The 24,272-nt window shown below is 72.9% G+C and carries 23 protein-coding genes; 10 read left to right on the top strand and 13 right to left on the bottom strand.

Annotation, left to right across the window (positions count from 1 at the left end):
• Nucleotides 1-53: 53 nt before the first annotated feature.
• Nucleotides 54-968: an SDR family oxidoreductase gene (locus ACIA6B_RS15175; protein ID WP_396773702.1), complete on the top strand. Its 915-nt coding sequence runs from the start codon at nucleotides 54-56 to the stop codon at nucleotides 966-968.
• Here the strand turns inward: ACIA6B_RS15175 and ACIA6B_RS15170 are convergent.
• Nucleotides 959-1,945, bottom strand: coding sequence for a helix-turn-helix transcriptional regulator (locus ACIA6B_RS15170; protein WP_396773701.1), 987 nt, complete (start codon nucleotides 1,943-1,945; stop codon nucleotides 959-961). The genes ACIA6B_RS15175 and ACIA6B_RS15170 overlap by 10 nt on opposite strands.
• Nucleotides 1,946-1,986: 41 nt before the next feature.
• Here ACIA6B_RS15170 and ACIA6B_RS15165 point away from each other — a divergent pair, with 41 nt between their 5' ends.
• Both ACIA6B_RS15165 and ACIA6B_RS15160 read left to right on the top strand, forming a co-directional pair.
• Complete coding sequence (locus ACIA6B_RS15165) at nucleotides 1,987-2,778, top strand: EI24 domain-containing protein (protein ID WP_396773699.1); 792 nt, start codon at nucleotides 1,987-1,989, stop codon at nucleotides 2,776-2,778.
• 26 nt (nucleotides 2,779-2,804) lie between these two features.
• The gene (locus ACIA6B_RS15160) at nucleotides 2,805-3,326 is read left to right on the top strand and encodes an O-acetyl-ADP-ribose deacetylase (protein WP_396773698.1); all 522 of its coding nucleotides are present in this window, start codon (nucleotides 2,805-2,807) and stop codon (nucleotides 3,324-3,326) included.
• 57 nt (nucleotides 3,327-3,383) lie between these two features.
• Here ACIA6B_RS15160 and ACIA6B_RS15155 read toward each other — a convergent pair whose 3' ends face one another.
• The 7 genes from ACIA6B_RS15155 to ACIA6B_RS15125 all read right to left on the bottom strand — a co-directional run bounded on the left by ACIA6B_RS15155 (nucleotide 3,384) and on the right by ACIA6B_RS15125 (nucleotide 10,903).
• On the bottom strand, nucleotides 3,384-4,289 hold the full coding sequence (locus ACIA6B_RS15155) for a GNAT family N-acetyltransferase (protein ID WP_396773696.1): 906 nt from the start codon (nucleotides 4,287-4,289) through the stop codon (nucleotides 3,384-3,386).
• Between the two features lie 92 nt (nucleotides 4,290-4,381).
• Nucleotides 4,382-5,389, bottom strand: coding sequence for a LacI family DNA-binding transcriptional regulator (locus ACIA6B_RS15150; RefSeq protein ID WP_396773694.1), 1,008 nt, complete (start codon nucleotides 5,387-5,389; stop codon nucleotides 4,382-4,384).
• Nucleotides 5,390-5,408: 19 nt separating this feature from the next.
• Nucleotides 5,409-6,776 (bottom strand): GH1 family beta-glucosidase, encoded by a 1,368-nt coding sequence (locus ACIA6B_RS15145; protein ID WP_396773693.1) that lies wholly within the window; start codon nucleotides 6,774-6,776, stop codon nucleotides 5,409-5,411.
• Nucleotides 6,773-7,606 carry a carbohydrate ABC transporter permease gene (locus ACIA6B_RS15140; protein WP_107160444.1) on the bottom strand — a complete coding sequence of 278 codons (834 nt, stop codon included), beginning with the start codon at nucleotides 7,604-7,606 and terminating at the stop codon, nucleotides 6,773-6,775. Before ACIA6B_RS15140 ends, ACIA6B_RS15145 begins: the two co-directional genes overlap by 4 nt.
• Complete coding sequence (locus ACIA6B_RS15135) at nucleotides 7,603-8,592, bottom strand: carbohydrate ABC transporter permease (RefSeq protein WP_107160442.1); 990 nt, start codon at nucleotides 8,590-8,592, stop codon at nucleotides 7,603-7,605. The genes ACIA6B_RS15140 and ACIA6B_RS15135 overlap by 4 nt, the downstream gene beginning before the upstream one ends.
• Before the next feature lie 69 nt (nucleotides 8,593-8,661).
• Nucleotides 8,662-9,969 (bottom strand): ABC transporter substrate-binding protein, encoded by a 1,308-nt coding sequence (locus ACIA6B_RS15130; protein WP_396773690.1) that lies wholly within the window; start codon nucleotides 9,967-9,969, stop codon nucleotides 8,662-8,664.
• Between the two features lie 178 nt (nucleotides 9,970-10,147).
• On the bottom strand, nucleotides 10,148-10,903 hold the full coding sequence (locus ACIA6B_RS15125; protein ID WP_396773688.1) for a maleylpyruvate isomerase family mycothiol-dependent enzyme: 756 nt from the start codon (nucleotides 10,901-10,903) through the stop codon (nucleotides 10,148-10,150).
• A 70-nt stretch (nucleotides 10,904-10,973) separates the two neighbouring features.
• Here ACIA6B_RS15125 and ACIA6B_RS15120 point away from each other — a divergent pair, with 70 nt between their 5' ends.
• The gene (locus ACIA6B_RS15120; RefSeq protein ID WP_396773686.1) at nucleotides 10,974-12,071 is read left to right on the top strand and encodes a UDP-N-acetylmuramate dehydrogenase; all 1,098 of its coding nucleotides are present in this window, start codon (nucleotides 10,974-10,976) and stop codon (nucleotides 12,069-12,071) included.
• Here ACIA6B_RS15120 and ACIA6B_RS15115 read toward each other — a convergent pair.
• On the bottom strand, nucleotides 12,055-12,855 hold the full coding sequence (locus ACIA6B_RS15115; protein ID WP_396773685.1) for a class I SAM-dependent methyltransferase: 801 nt from the start codon (nucleotides 12,853-12,855) through the stop codon (nucleotides 12,055-12,057). The genes ACIA6B_RS15120 and ACIA6B_RS15115 overlap by 17 nt on opposite strands.
• 62 nt (nucleotides 12,856-12,917) lie before the next feature.
• Complete coding sequence (locus tag ACIA6B_RS15110) at nucleotides 12,918-13,679, bottom strand: SDR family NAD(P)-dependent oxidoreductase (protein ID WP_281938353.1); 762 nt, start codon at nucleotides 13,677-13,679, stop codon at nucleotides 12,918-12,920.
• A gap of 171 nt (nucleotides 13,680-13,850) precedes the next feature.
• Between ACIA6B_RS15110 and mshA the strand changes: the two genes are divergently transcribed.
• From mshA to ACIA6B_RS15095, 3 genes are all read left to right on the top strand, one after another.
• Nucleotides 13,851-15,212 (top strand): D-inositol-3-phosphate glycosyltransferase, encoded by a 1,362-nt coding sequence (gene mshA / locus ACIA6B_RS15105; protein ID WP_396773684.1) that lies wholly within the window; start codon nucleotides 13,851-13,853, stop codon nucleotides 15,210-15,212.
• Between the two features lie 45 nt (nucleotides 15,213-15,257).
• A complete protein-coding gene (locus tag ACIA6B_RS15100) occupies nucleotides 15,258-15,791 on the top strand; it encodes a YbjN domain-containing protein (RefSeq protein WP_396773683.1) in 534 nt (177 codons plus the stop codon).
• 188 nt (nucleotides 15,792-15,979) lie between these two features.
• Complete coding sequence (locus ACIA6B_RS15095; protein ID WP_396774138.1) at nucleotides 15,980-16,867, top strand: hypothetical protein; 888 nt, start codon at nucleotides 15,980-15,982, stop codon at nucleotides 16,865-16,867.
• Between the two features lie 370 nt (nucleotides 16,868-17,237).
• Here ACIA6B_RS15095 and ACIA6B_RS15090 read toward each other — a convergent pair whose 3' ends face one another.
• Together ACIA6B_RS15090 and ACIA6B_RS15085 are read right to left on the bottom strand one after the other, a co-directional pair.
• Nucleotides 17,238-18,488 (bottom strand): MFS transporter, encoded by a 1,251-nt coding sequence (locus ACIA6B_RS15090; RefSeq protein WP_396773681.1) that lies wholly within the window; start codon nucleotides 18,486-18,488, stop codon nucleotides 17,238-17,240.
• A gap of 79 nt (nucleotides 18,489-18,567) precedes the next feature.
• Nucleotides 18,568-19,893: an MDR family MFS transporter gene (locus tag ACIA6B_RS15085; protein ID WP_396773680.1), complete on the bottom strand. Its 1,326-nt coding sequence runs from the start codon at nucleotides 19,891-19,893 to the stop codon at nucleotides 18,568-18,570.
• A gap of 151 nt (nucleotides 19,894-20,044) precedes the next feature.
• On the opposite strand from ACIA6B_RS15085, the gene ACIA6B_RS15080 reads away from it, so the two are divergent.
• Complete coding sequence (locus ACIA6B_RS15080) at nucleotides 20,045-20,812, top strand: phosphoglyceromutase (RefSeq protein WP_281938343.1); 768 nt, start codon at nucleotides 20,045-20,047, stop codon at nucleotides 20,810-20,812.
• Nucleotides 20,813-20,918: 106 nt separating this feature from the next.
• On the opposite strand, the gene phoU is transcribed toward ACIA6B_RS15080, so the two are convergent.
• Nucleotides 20,919-21,563 carry a phosphate signaling complex protein PhoU gene (phoU, locus tag ACIA6B_RS15075; RefSeq protein WP_396773678.1) on the bottom strand — a complete coding sequence of 215 codons (645 nt, stop codon included), beginning with the start codon at nucleotides 21,561-21,563 and terminating at the stop codon, nucleotides 20,919-20,921.
• 202 nt (nucleotides 21,564-21,765) lie between these two features.
• On the opposite strand from phoU, the gene ACIA6B_RS15070 reads away from it, so the two are divergent.
• The gene (locus ACIA6B_RS15070; RefSeq protein ID WP_396774137.1) at nucleotides 21,766-23,034 is read left to right on the top strand and encodes a sensor histidine kinase; all 1,269 of its coding nucleotides are present in this window, start codon (nucleotides 21,766-21,768) and stop codon (nucleotides 23,032-23,034) included.
• Nucleotides 23,035-23,055: 21 nt separating this feature from the next.
• Complete coding sequence (locus ACIA6B_RS15065) at nucleotides 23,056-23,739, top strand: response regulator transcription factor (RefSeq protein WP_107160420.1); 684 nt, start codon at nucleotides 23,056-23,058, stop codon at nucleotides 23,737-23,739.
• The last annotated feature ends 533 nt before the right edge of the window (nucleotides 23,740-24,272 follow it).

Below are 24,272 nucleotides of genomic sequence, written 5' to 3'. Positions count from 1 at the left end.
ATCGTCCCGGAAACTGGACTTCGGCTGTCAGGTATCGGTGAAACGGTGAACCCATGAACTCACCACTGACCGGAAAGGTCGCGCTCGTCGCGGGCGCGACCCGGGGCGCCGGCCGGCAGATCGCCGTGCAGCTCGGCGCCGCCGGAGCCACCGTCTACGCCACCGGCCGCACCACCCGGGACCGCCGCTCGGAGATGGACCGGCCGGAGACCATCGAGGAGACCGCTGAGCTGGTCACCGCCGCCGGCGGCACCGGCATCGCGGTCGCCGTCGACCACCTCGACCCGGAACAGGTACGCCGCCTGGTCGAGCGGATCGACGCCGAGCAGGGCCGGCTCGACGTGCTGGTCAACGACATCTGGGGCGCGGACCCACTGATCACCTGGGAGAAGCCGGTCTGGGAGCAGCCGCTCGACGCCGGCTTCCGCACGTTGCGCCTGGCCGTCGACACCCACATCATCACCAGCCACTTCGCGCTGCCGCTGCTGATCCGCAACCCGGGCGGGCTGGTCGTCGAGATCGGCGACGGCACGAAGGCGTACAACGACGCGACGTACCGCCTCTCCGTCTTCTACGACCTGGCCAAGGTGTCGGTGAACCGGCTCGGCTTCACCCAGGCGCACGAACTGGCCCCGCACGGCGGCACGGCGGTCGCGCTCACTCCCGGCTGGCTGCGTTCCGAGGCGATGCTGGAGCACTTCGGCGTCACGGAGACGAACTGGCGCGACGGGGCGAAGACCGACCCGCACTTCGTCATGTCCGAGACGCCGGCGTTCGTGGGCCGGGCCGTGGCCGCGCTGGCCGCCGACCCGGACCGGGCCCGCTGGAACGGGCAGTCGCTGGACAGCGGCGGCCTGGCCCAGGTGTACGGCTTCACCGACCTCGACGGCACCCGCCCGCACTGGGCCCGCTACCACGACGAGGTGGTCGCGCCGGGCAAGCCGGCCGACGACACCGGCTACCGCTGACCGGCGTCGTCCGTGTAGAGCGCCACCGCGCGGCGGGCCGCCTCGGCGAACCGGGCCCGCAGCTCCGGCGGCGCCAGCACCTCCACCTCGGGGCCGAGGGCCAGCAGTTGGCCGTACGCCACGTCGACCGACTCGACGGGCAGCCGGAGCACCAGCCGGCCCTGCCCGTCGGGCCGGCCGGCCGCGGCGACCGCCTCCTCGTACACGAACGGCGCGTCCACCAGGTGCCGCAGCACCCGCAGCCCGGCCGGCCCGAGCCGCACGGTGACCCGGTCCCGCAGCAGGTCGCGCAGGAACGCCCCGGCCTGCTCCCGCCAGTACGCGCCGAGGTCGAAGCGCTCGTCCCGGTCGAAGCGTTCCGCGCCCACCTCGACGTCGACCACCCGGTCCACCCGGTACGTCCGCCACCCGTCGCCGACGCGGCCGACGAGATACCAGACGCCGTTCTTCAGCACCAGCCCGTACGGCGCCAGCGTGCGGGTCACCTCCCGGTCACCGCGCCGGTAGCGCAGCTCGACGGTCCGGTCCCGCCAGACCGCCCCGGCCAGCTCGGCCAGCCGGGGCGGCGGCGCGCTCTCCCGGAACCAGCCCGGCACGTCCAGGTGGAACCGCTGACCGGTACGCGCGGGCGCGTCCCGCAGGCTCGGCGGCAACGCGGCCAGCACCTTCAACTCGGCGGCGGCCACCGCGTCGGCCAGTCCCATGTCGCCGGCCGGCCCGGGCAGCCCGGCCAGGAACAACGCCTCGGCCTCGTCGCGGCTCAACCCGGTCAGTCGGGTCCGGTAGCCGCCGAGCAGCCGGTAGCCGCCGGCCCGGCCCCGGTCGGCGTAGACCGGCACCCCGGCGGCGGAGAGCGCCAGCACGTCCCGGTAGACGGTGCGTTCCGAGACCTCCAGTTCGCGGGCCAGCTCGGCCGCCGTCATCGTCTCCCGGGACTGGAGCAGCAGCACCAACGAGATCAGCCGCGACGCACGCACCCACCCATTGTGCGGGCGCGGGCCCACTAGGCTGTGCCGTCGTGAACGCCTCCCGTACCGTCGCGCCTGTCACCGGCGCGGCGACCCGCTTCCTCGGCGGCGCCGGCCTGCTGCTGCGTGGCTTCGGCATGTACGTCCGCAGTCCGAAACTGATGCTGCTCGGCGTCGTGCCGGCGCTCATCTCCGGCGTGCTCTACCTGGCCCTCTTCGCCACCCTGCTCTACTTCGTGGACGACCTGGCCGCCTGGCTCACCCCGTTCGCCGACGACTGGTCGTCGACCGCGCGCGGGCTGCTGCGGGTCGCCGCCGGGCTGGCCGTCGTCGGGGTGGCCGCGCTGGTCGGGGTGCTCACGTTCACCGCTGTCACGCTGGCCGTCGGCGACCCGTTCTACGAGGCCATCTCCGAGCGGGTCGAGGACCGCCTCGGCGGCACCCCGGGCATGGTGGAGGTGCCGTTCTGGGCCTCGATGCGGCGCAGCATCGCCGACTCGTTGCGCCTGGTGGCCATCTCCGCGCTGGTCGGCGTACCGCTGTTCGTGGCCGGTTTCATCCCGTTGGTGGGGCAGACGGTGGTGCCGGTGGTCGGCGCGCTGGTCGGCGGCTGGTTCCTGGCGCTGGAGCTGGTCGGCGCGCCGTTCCAGCGGCGCGGGCTGCGGCTGCCGGACCGGCGGTCGAGGCTACGGGCGGACCGGCCGACCGCGCTGGGCTTCGGGGTGGCGGTCTTCCTGTGTTTCCTGATCCCGCTCGGCGCGGTGCTGGTCATGCCGGCCGCCGTCGCCGGGGCCGCCCTGCTGACCCGCCGGTCGCTCGGGCAGCATGTCGAGGAGCGTTGACACCATGGACGAGGAGCGCTGACACCATGGACACGGTGCTGATCCAGGGCGACATCACCGCCCAGCAGGTCGACGCGATCGTCAACGCGGCGAACTCGTCGCTGCTCGGCGGCGGGGGCGTGGACGGCGCGATCCATCGGCGCGGCGGGCCGGCGATCCTGGCCGAGTGCCGGGCGCTGCGCGCCTCCCGCTACGGGCGAGGGTTGCCGACCGGGCAGGCGGTCGCCACCACCGCGGGCGACCTGCCGGCGCGCTGGGTGGTGCACACCGTCGGGCCGGTCTTCTCGCCGCGCGACGACCGCTCGGCATTGCTGCGCGACTGCTACGCCAACAGCCTGCGCGTCGCCGACGAGCTGGGCGCGCTGACTGTTGCGTTCCCGCTGATCTCCGCCGGGATCTACGGCTGGCCGGTCGAGGACGCGGTCGCGCAGGCGCTGACCGTGCTGCACGCGGCCGACCCGGCGCACCTGGTCGAGGCCCGGCTGGTGTTGTTCGGCGCCGACGCGTACGCGACCGCGGTGCGGGTCGCCGCCGGGCGACCGAGCTGAGCGTGTGCCGGCACGACGCTGAGCATGCGCCGGCCGGCTACCGCTTCGCCGGGCGGTTCAGGTGAGCGTGCGTCGGCACGACCACTGGCTGTCGACCGGCCGGTAGCCGAGCGCCGCGTTGATCGCCAGCATCGGCGCGTTCGCCTCGTCGTTGGAGGTGTACGCGGTCCGCACCCCCCGCGCGGCGGCGGCGTGCAGCGCGGCCTGCTTGGTCAGCCGGGCCAACCCCCGACCCCGGTACGCCGGCAGCGTGCCGGTGAAGTCCGACCACATCCGGTCGCCGTCGCGTTTCACCAGGCTCACCGCGACCAGCTCGCCGTCGATCTCGGCGACGGTGCTGGCCTCCCGGTCCAGTCCGAGGTTCTCCCAGCACTCGTGGAGCCACAGGTCGTAGCCGAGCGCGTCCGTCGGCACGTCACCCGGTTCGTCGCGGGCCGACTCGGAGTCCACCCGATGGACCCGGCGCGGGTCGAGCCCGGCGGTCGGCAGCAGCCGTACGCCCGGCGGCGGCTCCGGCGCCGGTGGGGTCGGGTCGAGGTCGAGCGCGGAGTAGCGCAGTTCCCGGCTGGGCGTGAAGCCGTGCCGCTGGGCGAACGGGAGCGACTCGGCGCGGGCGTGGGTGAGGACCCGGGTCGACCCGAGCGCCCGCAGATGGTCGAGCGCGGTGTCGAGCAGCACGGTGCCGGTGCCCCGGCCGCGATGGCCCGGGTGGACGTGCAGCGTGGAGATCTCACCGACCCCGGGCGTCGAGGTCTGCGTGTTGCGGTACGCCGACACCCAGCCGACCACCTGCCCGTCCGCCTCGGCGACCCAGGCCGCCCAGTCCTCGCCGGGCGGCGGCTGGCCGATCATCCGGCGGGTCGACTCGACGCCGCGTACCAGGTAGGGGAAGACCAGCGCGCGCAGCGCCACCACGGCGGGCGCGTCGTCGACACGGGCGGGCCGGATCAGGGCTTCACTCATCCGGGCGACGCTAGCCACCCCGCGCCGGCACCGCGAACGGTTTGTTGAGCGGGGCCCCCTGCTATGCGGAATGCGTCAACAGGTGGCCCCGCTTACGCGGAGTCGCGGAGGATGAGCTCGGTGGGGAGCATCAGCGCCTGCTCGACGTGCTCGCCGGCGGCGATGCGCAGGAGTTGCCGGGTCATCGCCCGGCCCAGCTCCACTATCGGCTGTCGCACGGTGGTCAGCGGCGGCTCGGTGTAGGCGGCCGTCTCGATGTCGTCGAACCCGATCACCGCGACGTCCCCGGGCACCCGCCGCCCGGCCTCACGCAGGGCTCGCAGGGCGGCGTGCGCCATCAGGTCGGAGGCGGCGAACACCGCGTCCAGCTCCGGGTCGGCGGCGAGCAGTTCGCGCATCGCGGCGGTGCCGGACTCCCGGGTGAAGTCGCCGTACGCGACCCGCTCCGGCAGCCCGGCGGCGGTGAGCGCGGCCCGGTAGCCGATCAGCCGTTCGATGCCGGCGACCATGTCCTGCGGGCCGGCGATGGTGGCGATCCGCCGCCGGCCGGTGGCGATCAGGTGCTCCACCGCCCGGGTGACGCCGCCCTCGTGGTCCACGTCGACGTACGGCACGTCGGCGCCGTCGAGCGGCCGGCCGCTGCACACCACCGGGATGCCGAGCCGGGCGAGCCGGCCGGGCAGCGGGTCCTCGCCGTGCAGCGAGGCGAAGAGCACACCGTCGACGTGCCGCCCGGTGGTGTACCGCTCGACGCGTTCGTGCCCGGCCGGCGAGCCGGCCAGCATCAGCACGAGCTGCTTGTCGGCCGCCTCCAGCTCCTGGGCGGCGCCCCGGATGATGCCGGGGAAGACCTGGTCGTCGGAGAAGACCCGGGTGGCCGCCTCCGGCATGACCAACGCGACCGAGTCGGTGCGCTGGGTGACCAGGCTGCGGGCGGCGAGGTTCGGGACGTACCCGAGTTCCTCGACCGCCCGACGGACCGCCTGTTGGATCGACTCGGCGACCGTGGTCGAGCCGTTGACCACCCGGGAGACCGTGGCCCGGGAGACGCCGGCCCGCCGGGCCACCGCCTCCAGGGTCGGCCGTTGTGCCGTCGTCATCCCCGTTACCACCACCTCGTCACAGCCCGTTCCGGGCGATCACCTCCTGGTACCAGCGGGCGCTCTGCTTGGGTGTGCGCCGCTGGGTCAGGTAGTCGACGTGGACGATCCCGAACCGCTTCCGGTAACCCTCGGCCCATTCGAAGTTGTCCAGCAACGACCATACGAGATAGCCGCGCAGGTCGACCCCGCGGGCGATGGCCCGGTGCGCGGCGCGGAGGTGGCCGTCGAGGTAGGCGGTCCGGTCGGCGTCGGCCACCCGGCCGGTCTCGTCGAGCGTGGCGTCCGGGAACGCGCCGCCGTTCTCGGTGATCATCAGCGGCAGCCCGGGGTGGTCGGCGGCCACCCGCTCCAGCAGCCGGGTCAGCCCGGCCGGTTCGATGGCCCAGCCCATGTCGGTGAGCGGCCCGGCGGCCGGCAGGAACTCGACCGCGCCCTCGGTGCCCGGGTACGCGCTGCCGCCCGCGCCGTCCGCCCGCCCGGCGACGTAGGTGGGCGAGTAGTAGTTCAGGCCGAGCAGGTCCAGCGGCGCGGCGATGATCTTCTCGTCGCCGTCCCGCACGAAGTCCGTCGCCACGATCCGGCTGACGTGCGCCAGCACGTCCTCCGGGTAGCCGGCGCCGGTCAGCGGGTCCAGGAAGATCCGGTTGTGCAGCCCGTCGACGAGTCGTACCGCCTCGGCGTCGGCGGCGCTGCCGGCGTCGGCCGGTTGCACGTCGGCCAGGTTGAGCGTGATCCCGAGCGTCTCCGCGCCGGCCGCGCGCAGCGCCCGCGCGGCCAGGCCGTGGCCGAGCAGCAGATGGTGTACGGCCCGGAACGCGTCCCCGGCGTCCTGCCGGCCCGGCGCGTGCACCCCGTTGCCGTAGCCGAGGTACGCCGAGCACCACGGCTCGTTGAGCGTGGTCCAGGTGCGGACCCGGTCGCCGAGGCAGCGGTGCACCGCGACCGCGTAGTCGGCGAAGTGCTCGGCGGTCTCCCGGACGGTCCAGCCGCCCCGGTCCTCAAGCGACTGCGGCAGGTCCCAGTGGTAGAGCGTGACGATCGGGTCGATGCCCCGCGCCAGCAGCGCGTCGGTGAGCCGGTCGTAGAAGTCCAGCCCGCGCGGCTCGACCGGGCCGGTGCCGTCCGGCTGGATCCGGGGCCAGGCCACCGAGAACCGGTACGCGCCCAGCCCCAGCTCGGCCATCAGCGCGACGTCCTCGGCGTACCGGTGGTAGTGGTCGCAGGCCACGTCGCCGGTGTGGCCGGAGTGCACCGCGCCCGGCGTACGGCTGAAGGTGTCCCAGACCGACGGGCCGCGGCCGTCCTCGCGGGCAGCGCCCTCGATCTGGTACGCGGCGGTGGCCGCGCCCCAGACGAAGCCCTCGGGAAATCGGAGATCCGTCATGCCTTGACCGCACCTTCCATGATCCCGCCGATGATCTGGCGGCCGAACAGGACGAAGACCAGCAGCAGCGGCAACGTGGCGATGGCCGTGCCGGTGAACACCTGCGACATGTCCTGGTAGTAACCGTCGGAGAGGGCCCGCAGCGACAGTTGCACGGTGGGGTTCTCCGGGTCGTTGAGCACCGCGTACGGCCACAGGAAGTCGTTCCAGGTGGTCATGAACGTGAGCAGGCCGAGTACGGCGGCGGCCGGGCGCAGCGCGGGCAGCACCACGTTCCAGTAGATCCGGGCGGTGTTGCAGCCGTCCATCCGGGCCGCCTCGATCAGCTCGGTGCTGACCGCCTGGCCGGCGTACTGCCGCATCATGAACACGCCGAAGCCGGTGACCAGCGCCGGCACGATCACGGCGGGCAGCCGGTCGTTCCAGTTCAACTTCGTCATCAGCAGGTAGAGCGGGATCACGCCGAGCTGGGTGGGCACCATCATGGTGGCGACGATGACCAGCAGCAGCGCGTTGCGACCGCGGAAGCGCAGTTTGGCGAACGCGAATCCGGCCAGCGTGGCGAAGAAGACCACCGAGACGGTCACCGTGACGGCCACGATCGTCGAGTTGATCAGGCCGGTGAGGAAGTACGCGTCGGTGTTGTCGAAGAGTCGGGCGATGTTGGCGCCGAGGTTGCCGCCGGGGGTCAGCGGCGGGGGGACCTGCCCCATCGCGTCGCTGGTGCGGCTGGCCACCACGAACATCCAGTAGATCGGGAAGATCGACAGCAGGGCCGACAGCCCCAGGGCCAGGTAGGTGAGCCGGCTGGCCGACCAGACGCGGGTCATCGGGAGACCTCCTTGCGGGAGCCGCCGCCGAGCCGGCGCAGGAGCAGGACGTTGATCGCCGCGACCACCGCGATCAGCGCGAACAGCAGCCAGGCGATGGCGGAGCCGTAACCGAAGTTGTAGTGCGGCGCGAACGCGTTCTCGAACATGTACATGGTCACGGTCTGCGACTCGCGCAGCGGCCCGCCGCGGATCGCGTTGGTGCCGGAGTTGAACATCCGCGGCTCGGTGAAGAGTTGCAGGCCGCCGATGGTGGAGATGATGACCGCGAAGATGATGGTGGGCTTGAGCAGCGGCACGGTGATGGACCAGAACTGCCGGGCCCGGCCGGCGCCGTCGATCGACGCCGACTCGTACAGGTCGCGCGGGATGGCCTGCATGGCGGCCAGGAAGATCAGCGCGTTGTAGCCGGTCCACCGCCAGTCGACCATGGTGGAGATGGCGACCCAGGCGGCGAACCTGTTCGCCTTCCAGTCGATCGCGCTCACGCCGACGTGGTCGAGCAGCCAGTTGATCATGCCGAACTCGCGGCCGAACAGCACCGCGAACACGATCGCCACCGCGGCGGTCGAGGTGACGTTCGGGACCAGCACCGCCATCCGCCACGTGGTGCGGGCCCGGAGCTGGCGGTTGAGCAGGTTGGCCAGCCAGAGCGCGGCCAGCAGTTGCGGGACCGTGGAGATGACGAAGATGCCCAGCGTGTTGACCACGGAGTGCCAGAAGTCCGGGTCGGCGAGGAGCTGGCTGTAGTTGTCGAGGCCGATGAACGGGTGCTCCGCGCCGAGCAGGTCCCAGTCGTGCAGCGAGACCCAGAACGTGTACGCCAGCGGGTACGCCCCGAAGACGCCGAACAGTAGGAAGAACGGAGCGATGTAGAGGTACGGCGAGTACTTCGTGTCGAACCGGCTGAGCCGGGCGCCCCGGACGGGACGGCTGTGCCGGGGGGCCGGTGCGACCGGCGGGCGGGCGTCGAGCTGGACGGCCATGACCTGAGAACTCCTTTCCGCCGTGCGGGCGGCACCCGTCGCCGGGACCGCCCGCACGCGTTGCCCGGGTTACTTGGCGGCGGCCTTCTCGGCGTTGGCGACGGCGTCGGTCCAGCCCTGCTGCGGGGAGCGCTTGCCCAGCTCCACGGTGCGCACGGCGTTCTCCACCTCGGTGCGGACGGCCTGGTTCTTCGGGCCCATGTAGACCGGCTTCAGGCTCTTGGCGCCCTCGGCGAAGATCTTGCCGACCGGGGCCTCGGAGAAGTAGGCGTTCTTCGAGTCGACGATCGCCGGGTCGGCCAGCGCCTGCGGGGAGGAGGGCAGCGGGCCCTTGAGCTTGAACGCGCCGATCTGACCCTTGGCGCTGGTCAGGAACTTGGCCAGCTCGATCGCCTCGGCCTGGTGCTTGCTCTGCTTCGGCACGGCGAGGAAGGAGCCGCCCCAGTTGCCGCCGTTGCCGGGGATCTGGGCGATGTCCCACTTGCCCTTGGCGGCCGGGCCGGCGTTGCCCTCGATCACGCCGGTCATCCAGGCCGGGCAGGCGATGGTGGCGAACTTCGACTGCTTGAACGCGGAGACCCACTCCTCGGACCAGGAGCCGTACCTGCCGGAGAGCCCGGAGTCGATGATGTCCATCGTGGTGTCGTACGCCTGCCGTACCGCCGGGTTGCTGCCCACGACCAGGTTGTTGCTGGTGTCGTAGTAGCTGTAGCCGCTGGTGTTGCCGGCGGTCTGGAGCAGGATGGTGTTGAACGTGTTCGTCGCGGCGTCGAGGAACGCGGCGCCGGTCTTCTTCGCGGTGAACTGCTCGCCGACCTTGACGTAGTCCTGCCAGGTGGGCCAGAGCGCGGACACGGCCTCCCGGTCGGTGGGCAGGCCGGCCTTGGCGAACAGGTCCTTGCGGTAGCACATGGCCATGCCGCCGACGTCGGTGCCGAGACCGATGAGCTGCTTGCCGTCGGCGGTGAGCCCCTGGTTCCACTTCCAGTCGAGGAAGTTGCCCTTCAGGTCGGCCGCGCCGTGGTCGAGCAGGTTCACGAAGTTCTGCGGGTTGGCCTTGTACTCGACCAGCAGCCCCTCCTCGATGGCGACCACGTCGCCGGCGCCCTTGCCGGCGGCGAGCCACTGGGTGAGCTTCGGCGAGTACTCGTCGAGGTTGCTGCCGGTGCCCCGCTCGACGATCTTCACGTCGGGGTGGCTGGCCATGTACTCCTGGTAGAGATCCGCGTAGCCGAACTGGCCGAAGACGTCGACGGTGAGCGTGACCGGCCCGTCGGCGGCGGGCTCGTCGCCGCCGCCGCAGCCGGTGGCGCCGAGCAGTGCGGTGGCGGCGACGAGGGCCACCGCCGCCAGTCGACGGCGCGTGAAGGTGAGCATGCTGTCCTGACCTCTCGGGGTCGTAAGGGGTGGTGGAGGGCGGTTCCGGTACTCAGAGAGCGCTCTCACGAGAGCGTGGTCGATGCCCTCGATCCTGTCAAGAGAGCGCTCTCTTAGTGCCCGAAAAAAGCGGAGAGGGGTCGATCCCGCCCCTCTCCGCCCGGTATCGCAGCCTCGGTCAGCCCACCCGTAGCCCGTCCAACAGCGTGCGGTCACCGGCCACGCCCAGCGTGTCGAAGCTGATCCGACCCATCAGCGCCAGCAGCAGATCACTTGCCGTGCCGGTCACCTGCGCCCGCGCCCGGTGGTCGTCGTGGTCGAGGATCGTCGCGGTGTCCAGCAGCGCGACCCCCTCGCCCCGCAACCGCAGGTACCACTCCTGCGCGGCGTCGGTGGCGGTCAACTGGACCACCCCGTGCCACTGGCCGGACCGCACCCGCCGGCCCGCCGGCAGCCAGGTGTCCAGCACCTCGCTCACGCCGTCGGCCGCGAGCTTGGCCTCGATCGGGTCGCCCGCGCCGATGGCGAGCTGGGCGTCCCAACGGTGCACCGCCGTCTCGTGCGCCACCCGACGCGGCCAGAAACCGGCCTTCTTCGGCTGGGGCGCGAAGTTCCACGCCGGCGCCTCCGGGTCCAGCCCCTCCAGGAGCGCGGTCAGCCGCTCGTACTCCTGGGCGTACCACTGGGCCGGGGTGAGACCGGCCGGCGGCTCCACCTCGTGCCGCTCCGGACGGGCCGTCCCACCGGCGGTCAGCACCGTGCCCACCCAGAGGTAGGCACGGCTCAGGTGATGGGCGAGATCGGTGACCGTCCAGCCGGGACAGGACAGCACGGGTGTCTCGGGAGGAGCCTCCGCCACCGCCGTGGCGAACGCGGGCCCCTCCGTCCGCAACGCGCCGATCCAGAAGTCCTTCGTGTGGTGCAGTCTGCTCATCGCCATCCTCCCGGGGGTGACCGGGCCACCAGTGGGTGCCACGGCTACCCCTCAGCCTAGGGTGAAAGGCGTGCCAGACGTCTACGCCGAACCGACGACCGCCGCCGGACCGACCGATCCGGCGACCCTGGCGCGCTACACCACGCTGCGGCTCGGCGGCCCGGCCGGCCGGCTGGAGATCGCCGGCGACGCCGCCGGGATCGTCCGGAAGATTCGCGAGGCGGAGGCCCGCGACCAGGCCGTCCTGGTGCTGGCCGGCGGCAGCAACGTGGTGATCGGCGACCAGGGCTTCCCCGGCACCGTCGTGCTCGTCCGCTCCCGGGGCCTCACGGTCGTCGCCGAGCACGGCGACACCGTCACGGTACGCGTCGCCGCCGGCGAGCCGTGGGACGAGTTGGTCGCGGCCACCGTCGAGCGCGGCTGGGCCGGCCTGGAGTGCCTCTCCGGCATCCCCGGCTCGACCGGCGCGACGCCGATCCAGAACGTCGGCGCGTACGGCCAGGAGGTGGCCGACACGATCGTCGCGGTCGAGGCGTACGACCGCGCGCACCGCGAGGTGGTCCGCATCCCGGCGGCCGACTGCGGGTTCGCCTACCGGGGCAGCATCTTCAAGTACAGCGACCGCTGGGTGGTGCTCTCGGTCGACTTCCGGCTCACCCGCTCGCCGCTGTCCGCCCCGATCCGCTACGCCGAGCTGGCCCGCGCGCTCGGCGTCGAGGTGGGGGACCGGGCGCCTCTGGCCGACACCCGGGCCACCGTGCGTCGACTGCGCGCCGGCAAGGGCATGGTGCTCGACGCGGCCGATCCGGATACCTGGTCGGTCGGCTCGTTCTTCACCAACCCGGTGCTCGACCGCGAGGCGTACGAGCTGCTCCGGGCGCGCACGGCCGGCCTGGGCGTGGGTGAGCCGCCGGCCTGGCCGGGCGCCGGTGACGTGGTGAAGATCAGCGCGGCCTGGTTGATCGAGCGGGCCGGCTTCGGCAAGGGGTACGCCGGCCCGGAGGGCGTCGCCATCTCCACCAAGCACACGCTGGCGCTCACCAACCGGTCCGGCACCGCCAGCACCGCCGCACTGGTGGCCCTGGCCCGGGAGATCCGCGACGGCGTGCACGCCCGCTTCGGCATCCCCCTCCACCCCGAACCCGTCCTGGTCAACTGCACCCTCTGACCCCGTCGGTGGGGGCTATGGCGGGCCAGGGGAGGGTCAGGTAGCCGTGACGCCAGGCCCGGGGGCGGTCCTGGACCGGCCAGCCGGCCTCCTTCAGGGCGGCCAGGGTGCGCAGCCAGCGCTGGCGGGGGCCGAACGGGGCGTAGCCGGCGGCCGAGCGCCAGGCGTGCGCCAGCGCGCCGAACAGCTCGTGCACGCGCTCACCCGGCACGTTGCGGTGGATCAGCGCCTTCGGCAGCCGCTCGGCGAGCGACGCCGGGCTCCCCAGCGTGGTCAGCTTCGCGGCCAGCGTGAGCGTGCGCGGGCCGGTGGCGTCCAGCAGCACCCAGGCGCCGAGCCGGCCCAGCTCGTCGCAGGTCCCCTCGACCAGCAGCCCGCCCGGCGCGAGCTGCCCGGTGATCGTGCGCCAGGCGTCGGCGACCTCGCTCTCGTCGTACTGGCGCAGCACGTTGCACGCCCGCACCAGGGCCGGACGCAACCCGGCCAGCTCGAAGCCGCCCCGGGCGAACGTCAGCCCGGGCGGGTCCGCGGCCGGCTGGGCGGCGGCCACGCGTACCGGATCGATCTCCAGCCCGACCACCCGCACGTCCGCGCGGACGCCGGTCGCGAGCCGGGCCCGCAGTTCGACCGGGGTGACCGGGGTGGCACCGTAGCCGAGGTCCACCACGAGCGGGTCGGCGGCGGCGCGGAGCGCGTCGCCGCAGGCCCCGACGATCCAGTTGTCCACCCGCCGGAGCCGGTTCGGGTTCGTCGTGCCGCGGGTGACGACGCCCAGGGGCTTCATCAGCGCCTCCCCGGTTCGCGGGTGCGGGGCTCCCGGACCCGGCTCACTCCTCGCGCTTCACGCTAGACCCGGTGCACCTTGTGCTGCGCGGCCTGGGCCAGCGGGCGGACCACGAGCCGGTCGACGTTGACGTGGTGCGGGCGGGTGGCACACCAGGCGACGCAGTCGGCCACGTCGTCGGCGACAAGCGGCTCGGCCACGCCGGCGTAGACCGCCTCGGCGCGCTCCGCGTCACCGTCGAACCGCACCAGGCCGAACTCCTCGGTCCGCACCATGCCCGGGTCGATCTCGACCACCCGGACCGGCCGGCCGCACAACTCCAGGCGGAGCGTGCCGGCGATCGCCGTCTGCGCGTGCTTGGCCGCCGTGTAGCCACCACCGCCCTCGTAGACGACGTGCCCGGCGGTCGAGCTGACGATCACCACGGTGCCGGCGCCGGAGCGTTCCAGCGCGGGCAGCAGCGCCTTGGTGACCCGCAGCGTGCCGAGCACGTTGACGTCGTACATCCACTGCCAGTCGCCGACGTCGGCGGTCTCGACCGGGTCCAGGCCGCGTGCGCCGCCGGCGTTGTTCACCAGCAGCGTGACCGGCCCGGGCGCGGCGTCCGCGGCGGCGGCCAGGCCGGCGACGGATTCGTCCGAGGTCACGTCGCAGGCCACCGCGGTGGCCGCGCCGCCGGCCGCCTCGATCTCGGCGACCAGCGCAGCCAGCCGGTCGGTACGCCGGGCCGCGGCCAGCACGTGGAAACCCTCGGCGGCCAGCCGGCGGGCGGTGGCCGCGCCGATCCCGCTGGACGCTCCGGTGACGATGGCGACTGAGGTCATCCGGTCATTCTCACCCGCCGTCGCGGTCCGCGACGTGATGAGGTCCGTCACGCCCGGGAACCCGCGGCAGGCATTTCCGAACCCCGATGGGGAAGATGACACCCGGCGTACGGGTTGACCAAGAGGCGCCGGTCGTGCGGGACGGCATCAACCGTGACAGAGGGAGCGGACGTGGCGGATGTGCACACCGGTGTCGGTCGTCAGCGAGGTGCCCTGCCGTGGCCCCGGCCACGTCGCATCGCCACCCTGTCGGTGCACACCTCGCCGCTGCACCAGCCCGGCACGGGCGACGCGGGCGGCATGAACGTCTACATCCTGGAGGTCGCCCGGCGGCTGGCCGAGGCCGACGTCGAGGTGGAGATCTTCACCCGGGCCACCGCCGGTGACCTGCCCCCGGTGGTGGAGATGGCGCCCGGGGTGACCGTCCGGCACGTCACCGCCGGGCCGTTGGAGGGGCTGACCAAGGAGGAGCTACCCGGGCAGCTCTGCGCGTTCACCGCCGGCGTGCTGCGTGCCGAGGCGGCCCGCCCGCCCGGCCACTACGACCTGATCCACTCGCACTACTGGCTCTCCGGCCAGGTGGGCTGGCTGGCCAAGGAGCGCTGGGGCGTCCCGCTGGTGCACACCGCGCACACCCTGGCCAAGGTCAAGAACGCCCGGCTCGCGACCGGTGACCGGCCGGAGCCGAAGGCCCGGGTGATCGGCGAGGAGCAGGTGGTCGCCGAGGCGGACCGGCTCGTCGCCAACACCCGGGTGGAGGCCCGCGACCTGCTCGACAGGTACGCCGCCGACCCCGACCGGGTGGCCGTGGTGGAACCCGGCGTGGACCTGGACCGGTTCCGCCCGGCCGCCGGTGACCGGGAGGCCGCGACCCGGGCCGCCCGCCGCCGGCTCGGTCTGCCGGTCGACGGCTACGTGGTCGCGTTCGTCGGCCGTATCCAGCCGCTCAAGGCCCCGGACGTGCTGGTCCGCGCCGTCGCCGCGCTGCGCGAGCGGGACCCGGCACTCGCCGACGAGCTGACGGTGGTGATCTGCGGCGGCCCCAGCGGCAGCGGGCTGGACCGGCCCACCGCGCTGATCGAGTTGGCCCACTCGCTCGGCGTGGCCGACCGGGTCCGCTTCCTCCCGCCGCGGACCGGCGACGACCTGCCCGCGCTCTACCGCGCCGCCGACCTGGTCGCGGTGCCGTCGCACAACGAGTCGTTCGGGCTGGTCGCGCTGGAGGCGCAGGCATGCGGCACGCCGGTGCTGGCCGCCGCCGTGGGCGGGCTGGTCACCGCGGTACGCGACGGCGTCAGCGGGATGCTTATCGACGGGCACGACCCGGTCGACTGGGCCGACGCCCTGGCCCGCCTGCTGCCCGAGCGGAGGCGTCGCGCCGTGCTGGCCCGGGGCGCCGAGCGGCACGCCCGCGACTTCTCCTGGCACCGGACCGTCGCCGGGCTGCTCGCGGTCTACGGGGAGGCGATCACCGAGCACCGGGCCCGGCTGGCCGGCCGGCTCGGCGACCCGGCGCTGAGCTGCTCCTGGTGACCGCCCGTCGGGCGAGGAGGCCCGGCCGACCGTAGAGTGGACGCGATGAGCCGTACGAGTGAGGTCGCCGCGCTGATCGAGGCCGTCTGCGCGGAGCGCGAGCTGGAGTGGGAGTCCACCGGCGAGGCGTCGTACGCGGTGACCCTGCCGGGCACGCACAAGCTCAAGACGATCTGCAACCTGATCGTCGGCGAGCACGCGCTGCGCATCGAGGCGTTCGTGATGCGCCAGCCCGACGAGCGCCGCGAGGAGCTGTGGGCCTGGCTGTTGCAACGCAACGCGCGGATGTACGGCGTCTCGTTCTCCATCGACGCGGTCGGCGACGTCTACCTGACCGGCCGGGTCAACCTGGCCGGGCTCGACGCCGACGAGTTGGACCGCCTGTTCGGCTCCGTGCTGACCTATGCCGACGAGTCGTTCGACAGCATGCTGGAGATCGGCTTCGGGGCCGCCATCCGCCGGGAGTGGGAGTGGCGGGTGAAGCGCGGCGAGTCGACCGCCAACCTGGCCGCGTTCGCCCATCTCTTCGAGCCGTCGACCCCGGCCGGCCCGGCCGCCGGAGGTTCAGGCCCCGCCTGACGGGTATGCCGCCTCGCGCGGTGCGGAGCATCGGGACCCGCCGCGCGCCGAGGACGGACTGTCGAGGAGCGTGTCCCATGGCTCAGCGCAACAGCTCAGGTCGCGGCACGACCGCGACCCGGACCAAGCGGCACACCGGTAACCGGACGCCGAACACCCCGCAGGTGTCGGAGTCCGAGATCTCCCGGATGAAGGTCGACGACATCCGGGGCCAGCTCCGCCGGCGCGGGGTCTCCGGGACCTCCACGCTGCGCAAGCCGGAACTGGTGAAGACGCTCGCGCGCACCATGCGCGCGGAGGGGCGCGGCGGCGCGGCCCGGCGGAGCACCGGCCCGGCCGGTCGCCCGGCGGCGGCGAAGAAGACCACCACCGCCGCGAAGAAGACCGCCGCCCGGAAGACCACGCCGGCCCGCCGGAAGGCCACGTCGGCGGCCAAGGCCGCGCCGGCCACCCGGGCCACCGGCGCCCGGGCCAAGGCGACGGGTACGCGCAAGGCGGCCCCCGCCCGCGCGAAGGCGACCGCCGCCCGGGCGAAGGCGGCACCGGCGCGGGCCGGGGCGGTGCCCTCCCGGGCGAAGGCGGCACCGGCGCGGGCCAGGGCGGTGCCCTCCCGGGCGAAGGCGGCGTCGGCGCGGGCCGGGGCCACCTCGTCCCGGGCGAAGGCGGCGTCGGCACGGAAGTCGGCCCCGGCACGGGCGCAGGCGGCGCCGACGCGCGGGCCGGCGTCCAGCCGGTCGATCGGATCGTCCCAGCTCATCACGTCTCTCGCGGACCGTCCGGAGCGCCCGGGGCGCAGCCTGGTGACCCGCAACCACGAGGTGATCCAGCGCTGGGCGCGGGCCCGGGGCGCGAAACCGGCCACCATCGCCGGCACCGAGCGGGGCGACCGGCCCGGCGTGTTGACGTTCAACCTGCCGGGTTACCGGGAGAGCAGCCGGCTCCGGGAGATCACCTGGGACGCCTGGTTCCGGACGTTCGACTCACGGCGGCTCAATCTGATCTACCAGGAGCAGTTGCGGGACGGTCGGCAGAGCAACTTCTTCCGTACCGAGAACCCGAATCGCGAGGACGGCTGAGGTTTACGGGAATGGCCGGCGGGAATCCGCGTGTTGGCCACCCCGGGAGGCCGTAGCAGGGACAGCCGGATTCCCGACACGGATGCTGTGACGGGTAAGACAGCGATCCGGGTTGAATCCGGAATCCGGGCGAACTAACTTTATTGCACCGCGTCGCGCTTGTTTTCGTTCGGGGGAGCGGCGGATCGATCAGATCCGCGCAGGTGCGACGCGAAGATCGGGCGGAGCACACCGTTGGGGGACGGTGCCGCCCGGGGAAACCGGCGGCGCGAGCGGGCGACGCTTACGGGGGTGAGTGTCGCCCGCCGCCGCCGGGCGTACGGTGCGAGCGCCCATCTCGACGGGGGTCGGGGTGGGCGCTCGGCCGTTCTCACCGGCGGATCGTCTCCACCGGTCGGGACGCGGCCCGCAGCGCGGCGACCCGGCGCTCCCGTGGCGGCCCGGCGATCAGGTGGCCGGCGGCGGCCAGCAGGCCCAGCCCGCCCACCACCAGCCAGTGCCGGTCGCCGAGCCGCTCCAGGCTGAGCCCGCCGAGCGCCGGCGCCACGAAGGACGCTGCCGGGAACGTCAGGTAGAACACCGACTGGTAACGGGCGCGCAGCTCCGGTGGCGCGAGATCCGCGTTGATCTGCGCGTTCGGTGGCGCGGCGAGCATCTGCCCGGCGGTCCAGACCACCGCTGCCCCCAGATAGAGCGGCAGCCCGTCGGCGACGGTCAGCGTGCCGAAGCCGAGCGCCATCAGCCCGGTCGAGACGGCCAGCACGGTCGAGCGCCGGTACGGCTCGATCAGCCGTGGCACGAAGAGCTGCCCGGCCACGATCAGCGCCCCGCCGAGCGCCACCACCAGCCCGTACGCGGACGGGCGCAGGCCGTCCGCCCGCATCGCCAACGGCATGATCGTCGACGTCTGCATGGTCAGCACCGCCAGCAGGAACGTCAGCGCGACGAAGGCGAGGAAGGTGCGGTCGGTCAGCGCGGTGTGCAGCCCGGGTCGCCGCCCCACCACCGCCTCCGGGGTCACCGCCGGGCGGTGGCGCAGCGTCTCCGGCACCCTGAGCGCGATGACCACCGCCGCCGCCAGGGTGGCCCCGGCGTCGACCAGGAACAGCGCCAGGAAGCTCGCCTCGGCGAGCACCCCGGCCAGCAGCGAGGCGACCGCTATGCCCAGATTGAACGCCCAGAACTGGAGGTTGAACGCGCGGGACCGGCGGGCCTCCGGCACCACGTCCACGATGGCCGCCACGAACGCGGGGCTCGGCATCGAGTGCGCCACCCCGACCAGCGTGGCCAGCACGGCGATCACCGCCAGGTGCCGGCTGAACGCCAGCGCGGCCATCAGCCCGGCGGCGGCGAGGTGGGCGGCGAGCAGGGTGGCCCGCCGGCCCCAGCGGTCGGCCAGCACGCCGCCGAGCAGCGTGCCGGCCGCGCCGCCGATCCCGTAGGCGCCGACGACGAGCCCGGCCAGCGACGGCGAGGCGCCCCGCGCGGCGGTGAGGTAGAGCGACAGGAACAGCAGCGCGAACGCGCCGGCCCGGTTGATCAGCAGGCCGGACCAGAGGTACCAGAAGGTGGCGGGCAGCCCGCCGGCCGTGTCGTCCCACCAGCGTCGCAGGCCGCGCACCCGTCCTCCAGGAAGGTTTCCTTACTGATCCCTTCCGACACGGTAGCGACCGCGTCCGTCACGGGTGCGCGCGGCGTACTCAGGAACCGGTCCGGACCGGCGCGGCGGGGGACGCCGCCGCGGCCTCGGCGGACTCCGGCGCCGGGGTGCGGGTGAGGGTGACCGGCGTGACCGGGGTGCCGGCGGCGCGGAGCTGGGCGGCCCGCCGTTCCCGGGCCGGACCGGAGACCAGGTGGGTGATCGCGGTCAGCGCGCCGATCGCGGCGCAGGCCAGCCACAGCGCGGTGTTGCCGGCCTGCTCCCGGAGCAGGCCGCCGAGGATCGGCGCGCTGGCGCCGGCGAGCTGCCAGGAGAGGGAGAACACGCCCTGGTAGCGCCCGCGCAGCGCGGCCGGCGACAGCTCCGCGATCAGGGTGGCGTTGGACGGCGAGTTGAGCATCTCGCCGAGCGTCCAGATGAGCACCGTGAGGCCGTAGAGCCAGACCGTGTCCGCGAACGCGGTCAGCCCGAACCCGACGCTCATGATCAGCGCGGACAACGCCAGCACGTGCGACCGGCTGCGGCCGGAGATGAGCCGGGGCACGAAGAGTTGCCCGACCACGATGAGCACGCCGTTGAGCGCGATCACCGAGCCGTAGGTGGCCGGGCTGAGCCCGGAGTCGCCCATGGCGATCGGCAGCATCGAGATGTGCTGGAGGAAGACCAGCGCGGCGAACAGGTTGAGCGCCACGAAGCCGAGGAAGACCCGGTCCCGGAGGATGGTGCGCAGCGCGCCGGCCGGAACCGCCGCGCCCTTGGTGACCACGACCGTCGGCGCGACCCGGGTCTCCCTGACCCGGGTGAAGATGATCAGCGCGGTGACCAGCGTGGTGGTCGCGTCCACCAGGAAGAGCAGCAGGTACCCGGCCTGGGCGGCGAGCCCGGCCAGCACGGCGGCGCAGGCGAAGCCGAGGTTGATCGCCCAGTAGTTGAGCGAGAACGCGCGGAGCCGGTCCTTTTCCGGGACCACGTCGACCATCATCGCGCCGAACGCCGGGCGGGCCGCCTCGGCGAACAGGCCGAGCAGCAACGCGCCCGCCGCCACCGCCCAGAGTGGGCGGGCCAGGCCGAGCCCGACCATCATGGTGGCCGCGCCGAGGTGCGCGGTCAGCAGCGTGGGCCGCCGCCCCCAGCGGTCGGTGAGCGTGCCGCCGACCGTGGTGCCGATCGCGCCACCCACACCCCAGAGGCCGATCACCAGGCCGGCCTGGACCGCCGAGAAGCCCCGCTCCCGGGTCAGGTAGATGGCGAGGAAGATCAGCACGAACGAGCCGAGCCGGTTGATCAGCGTGCCGGTCCAGAGGTACCAGAAGGAACGCGGCAAGCCGCCCGCCGTGTCCCGGAACCAGCCCTGTACCGTCCGCATCCCCGACGCCCCCCGTTGGTAATGACCGATCAAACTCAGACGCCTTACAACCTAGTGGCCTGCCGGAACGCCGGTCACCCGCATTTCCACGTGGTGGTCGTCACCACCGGTCCCCGCGTGTCCACCGGGCCGGTACGGCAGGATGATCCGCATGACTGCGAGCGAAGGGCCCACCATCGGGACGCTGGTCCTGCTGCGGCACGGCGAGAGCGACTGGAACGCCAAGAACCTCTTCACCGGCTGGGTGGACGTCGACCTGACCGAGAAGGGCGAGACCGAGGCGCGGCGCGGCGGCGAGCTGCTCCGTGAGCACGACCTGCTGCCGGACGTGGTGCACACCAGCCTGTTGCGCCGGGCGATCCGCACCTCCGAGCTGGCGCTGAACGCCGCCGACCGGCACTGGATCGCGGTACGCCGGTCGTGGCGACTCAACGAGCGCCACTACGGCGCGCTCCAGGGCAAGGACAAGAAGCAGACCCTGGACGAGTACGGCGAGGAGCAGTTCATGCTCTGGCGCCGGTCGTACGACACGCCGCCGCCGCCGATCGACGACGCGGACGAGTGGTCGCAGGTCGGCGACCCCCGGTACGCGCTGCTGCCGACCGAGCTGATGCCGCGCACCGAGTGCCTCAAGGACGTCGTCGACCGGATGCTGCCCTACTGGTACGACTCGATCGTGCCGGACATCCTGGCCGGCCGGACGGTGCTGGTGGCGGCGCACGGCAACTCGCTGCGCGCCCTGGTGAAGCACCTCGACCAGATCTCCGACGAGGCCATCGCCAAGCTGAACATCCCGACCGGCATCCCGCTGCGCTACGACCTGGACGCCGACCTGCGCCCCCAGGTGCTCGGGGGCACCTACCTCGACCCCGACGCGGCCAAGACGGCTGCCGCCGCGGTCGCCAACCAGGGCCGCTGATGTAAGGCCGGGCCCCTTGTTGACGCCTCTGGTAGAGAAGGGGTCCCTTCTCAACACTCCCCTGTTGAGAAGGGACCCCTTCTTCCCCCCCCCGGTGCGGGTCGGGTCAGGCGGACGAGGATCCGGTGATCAGGTAGACCACGTGCTCACCGGCGTTCACCGCGTGGTCGGCGAAGCGCTCGTAGAAGCGGCCCAGCAGCGTCGCGTCGATCGCGGTCTCCACCCCGTACGGCCAGTCGTCGCCGAGCAGCACGCCGAACAGGCTCTTGTGCAGGTCGTCCATCACGTCGTCGTCGCGGTCCAGTTCGGCGGCGACGTCGGCGTCGGGCTTGGCCAGCACCGCGCCGATCTTCTCGGCCATCCGGTCCGCGATGCCGGCCATGTCGGTGAAGACCGGCCGCAGCTCGGCCGGCACCGCGGGGGAGGGGTGCCGGCGCAACGCCGTCTTGGCCACGTGGTCGGCCAGATCGCCCATCCGTTCCAGGTCGGCCGCCACGTGCAACGCGGTGATCATGGCCCGCAGGTCGGAGGCGACCGGAGCCTGTCGCGCCAGCAGGTCGCAGACCCGCTCCTCCACGTGCCGGTAGAGATCGTCGATCTCGGCATCCCGCGCGATCACCGTCTCGGCCGCCACGCGGTCCGCGGTGAGCAGCCCTCTGGTGGCCTGCCGCATCGCCGCGCGCACCGCCTCGGCCATGTCCACCAGCAGTTGGCTGACAATCTGCAGGTCGGCCCGGAACTCGTCGCGCATCGTCACTTCCTTCGGGTACGGCATGAGCAGGTGCGCGCCCCACGGTAGGCCGGGCGGCCGGCACCAGGGTGAACGCGGATGAACGACGCGGGACCCGTGGGTGAACATTCCCGGAAGCGAGAGTGATTCATCCCCTTCTGACCGATCCCTGGGTTAACAATGACCCTACGATCGCCGGGTGGAATGGGCGGTGGCCATCGCGGTGGCCGTGGCGCTGGTGACCGGACTGGTCGCCGGGTCGATGCTGTCCGGGCCGGTGGAGCAGTGGCGGCGCCGGTGGGCGTCGCGGGGCGGCGGGACCGCCCGCCGGGACGCAGGGAGGCCGACGATTCCGGACGAAGCGCAGGGGGGCCTCTCCGGGCTCGGCCGCAAGACGATCGACTCGTTGCGCGCCGGCGTGGTGGTGCTCGACCCGAACGACGTGCCGGTGCTGGTGAATCCGGCGGCCCGCGCGATGGGCCTGCTCCGGGCCGGGGCGACGCCGGGCTCGATCGCGGCGCACCCGCTGATCCGTACGCTGGCCGGTCAGGTCCGCCGCACGGGCGTGCGGCGCGAGATCGAGCTGGACCTGCCCCGAGGTCGCGACAGCGCCGGTGACAACCCGCTCGGCGTGCACCTGCGGGCCATGGGACTCGGCGCCGGTTACATCTCGATCGAGGCGGTCGACGTCACCGAGTCGCACCGTCTGGCCCGGGTCCGCCGCGACTTCGTGGCCAACGTGAGCCACGAGCTGAAGACCCCGATCGGCGCGCTCCAACTGCTCGCCGAGGCGCTGGTGGACGCCACCGAGCCGGCCGCCGACGACGGGCCCGGCCTGTCCGAGGACCTGATCGCCGCGCGGCGGTTCGCCGAGCGGATCCAGCACGAGTCGACCCGGCTCGGCCGGCTGGTGCAGGAGCTGCTGGAGCTGACCCGGCTCCAGGGCGCCGAACCCCAGCCCCCGCCCGAGCCGGTCTCGCTGGACTGGGTGCTCGCCGAGGTGATCGACCGGACCCGCACCGCGGCCACCGCCCGCCGGGTGGAGATCGTCGTGGCCGGGCAGCGGGGCCTGACCGCGTACGGGAGCGACAGCCAGCTCGCCACGGCGGTGGCCAACCTGGTGGAGAACGCGGTCACCTACTCGGCCGAGGACACCACGGTCCGGGTGACCACGCGGGCCACCGACGAACACGTCGAGATCGCGGTGGCCGACCAGGGCATCGGCATCGCCCCGAACGACGTCGACCGGATCTTCGAGCGCTTCTACCGCGCCGACCAGGCCCGCTCCCGGGCGACCGGTGGCACCGGCCTGGGGCTGGCCATCGTGAAACACATCGCCAGCAACCATGGCGGTCGGGTGGATGTGTCGAGCACCCTTGGTGGGGGCTCGACGTTCACTCTCCGGCTGCCTGCCCGCCCCCCGGACGACCTGGAGGCGACACTCGCCTCCGCTGGGATCGAGGCCGGCCCGGCCGAGCTCCGGCAGGTCTGACCACAGGAAAGGAAACACCCGTTGAGCCGCGTACTGGTGGTCGAGGACGAGGAGTCGTTCTCCGACGCCCTGTCCTACATGCTCCGCAAGGAGGGGTTCGAGGTCTCGGTCGCCGCGACCGGCACCTCCGCCCTCACCGAGTTCGACCGGACCGGCGCCGACATCGTGCTGCTCGACCTGATGCTGCCGGAGATGTCGGGCACCGAGGTCTGCCGCCAGCTCCGCCAGCGGTCGCACGTCCCGATCATCATGGTCACCGCCCGGGACAGCGAGATCGACAAGGTGGTCGGCCTGGAGATCGGCGCCGACGACTACGTGACCAAGCCGTACTCGCCCCGTGAGCTGGTCGCCCGGATCCGGGCGGTGCTGCGCCGGCAGAGCACCGAGGCGAGCGAGTCGGGCGCGCCGACGCTGGCCGCCGGCCCGGTCCGGATGGACATCGAGCGGCACGTGGTGACCGTGGAGGGCGCGGGCGTCCAGCTTCCGCTCAAGGAGTTCGAGCTGCTGGAGCTGCTGCTGCGCAACGCCGGCCGGGTGCTCACCCGGGGGCAGCTCATCGACCGGGTCTGGGGCGCCGACTACGTGGGCGACACCAAGACGCTCGACGTGCACGTGAAGCGGCTGCGCTCCAAGATCGAGCCGGAACCGTCCGCGCCGCGCTACATCGTCACGGTCCGGGGCCTGGGCTACAAGTTCGAGCCGTAACCCATCCCGGGACGGCCCGCCTGCCCCGTCTGCGTCGATCATGAAGTTGGCGCCGACAAATCGGGCACCAGGTCCGGTTAACCTCATGATCGCTGGCGCTTGTCGCATGCGGGGCGGGGAGTTCCTGGTGGGTGGAACGTCATGGGTGTCTGCGTGGCCTTGAGGCACCCGTGGTGTTCCACCCTTCGGCGTTTGGTCGGCGGTGGGTGGAACGGGGTGGGTGTCTGGGCGGTCCTGAGGCACCTCCGTGGGTGCTCCGCCGGAGCGGTGCGGGGGCCGGGGCGGAACCCGAGTGCGTGGGCTGAGAGGTTTGTCCGGTTGGTTGGTGGTGGGCGGCACCCCGACGGTGGAATGGGTCGGGGGGTGGTGGCGTTGTATCCCGGTGCACGGCCGAGGAAGGCAAGCGGCCCCCGCCGCCGGCCCCCGCCGGGGAATGGTGGTGGGTCCCCGGTCGTTGCACACACTTCCGGCGCCGCGATTGAGGCCCCCGCCCCGCGAGCAGCCAGAACTTGTCTTGTGCGCCTGACGGTGCC

Source organism: Micromonospora sp. NPDC051141, from assembly GCF_044455765.1.
GTDB lineage: Bacteria > Actinomycetota > Actinomycetes > Mycobacteriales > Micromonosporaceae > Micromonospora.
The sequence above is the reverse complement of the archived record's forward strand: the minus strand, read 5'-3'. Positions and strand labels throughout refer to the sequence as shown.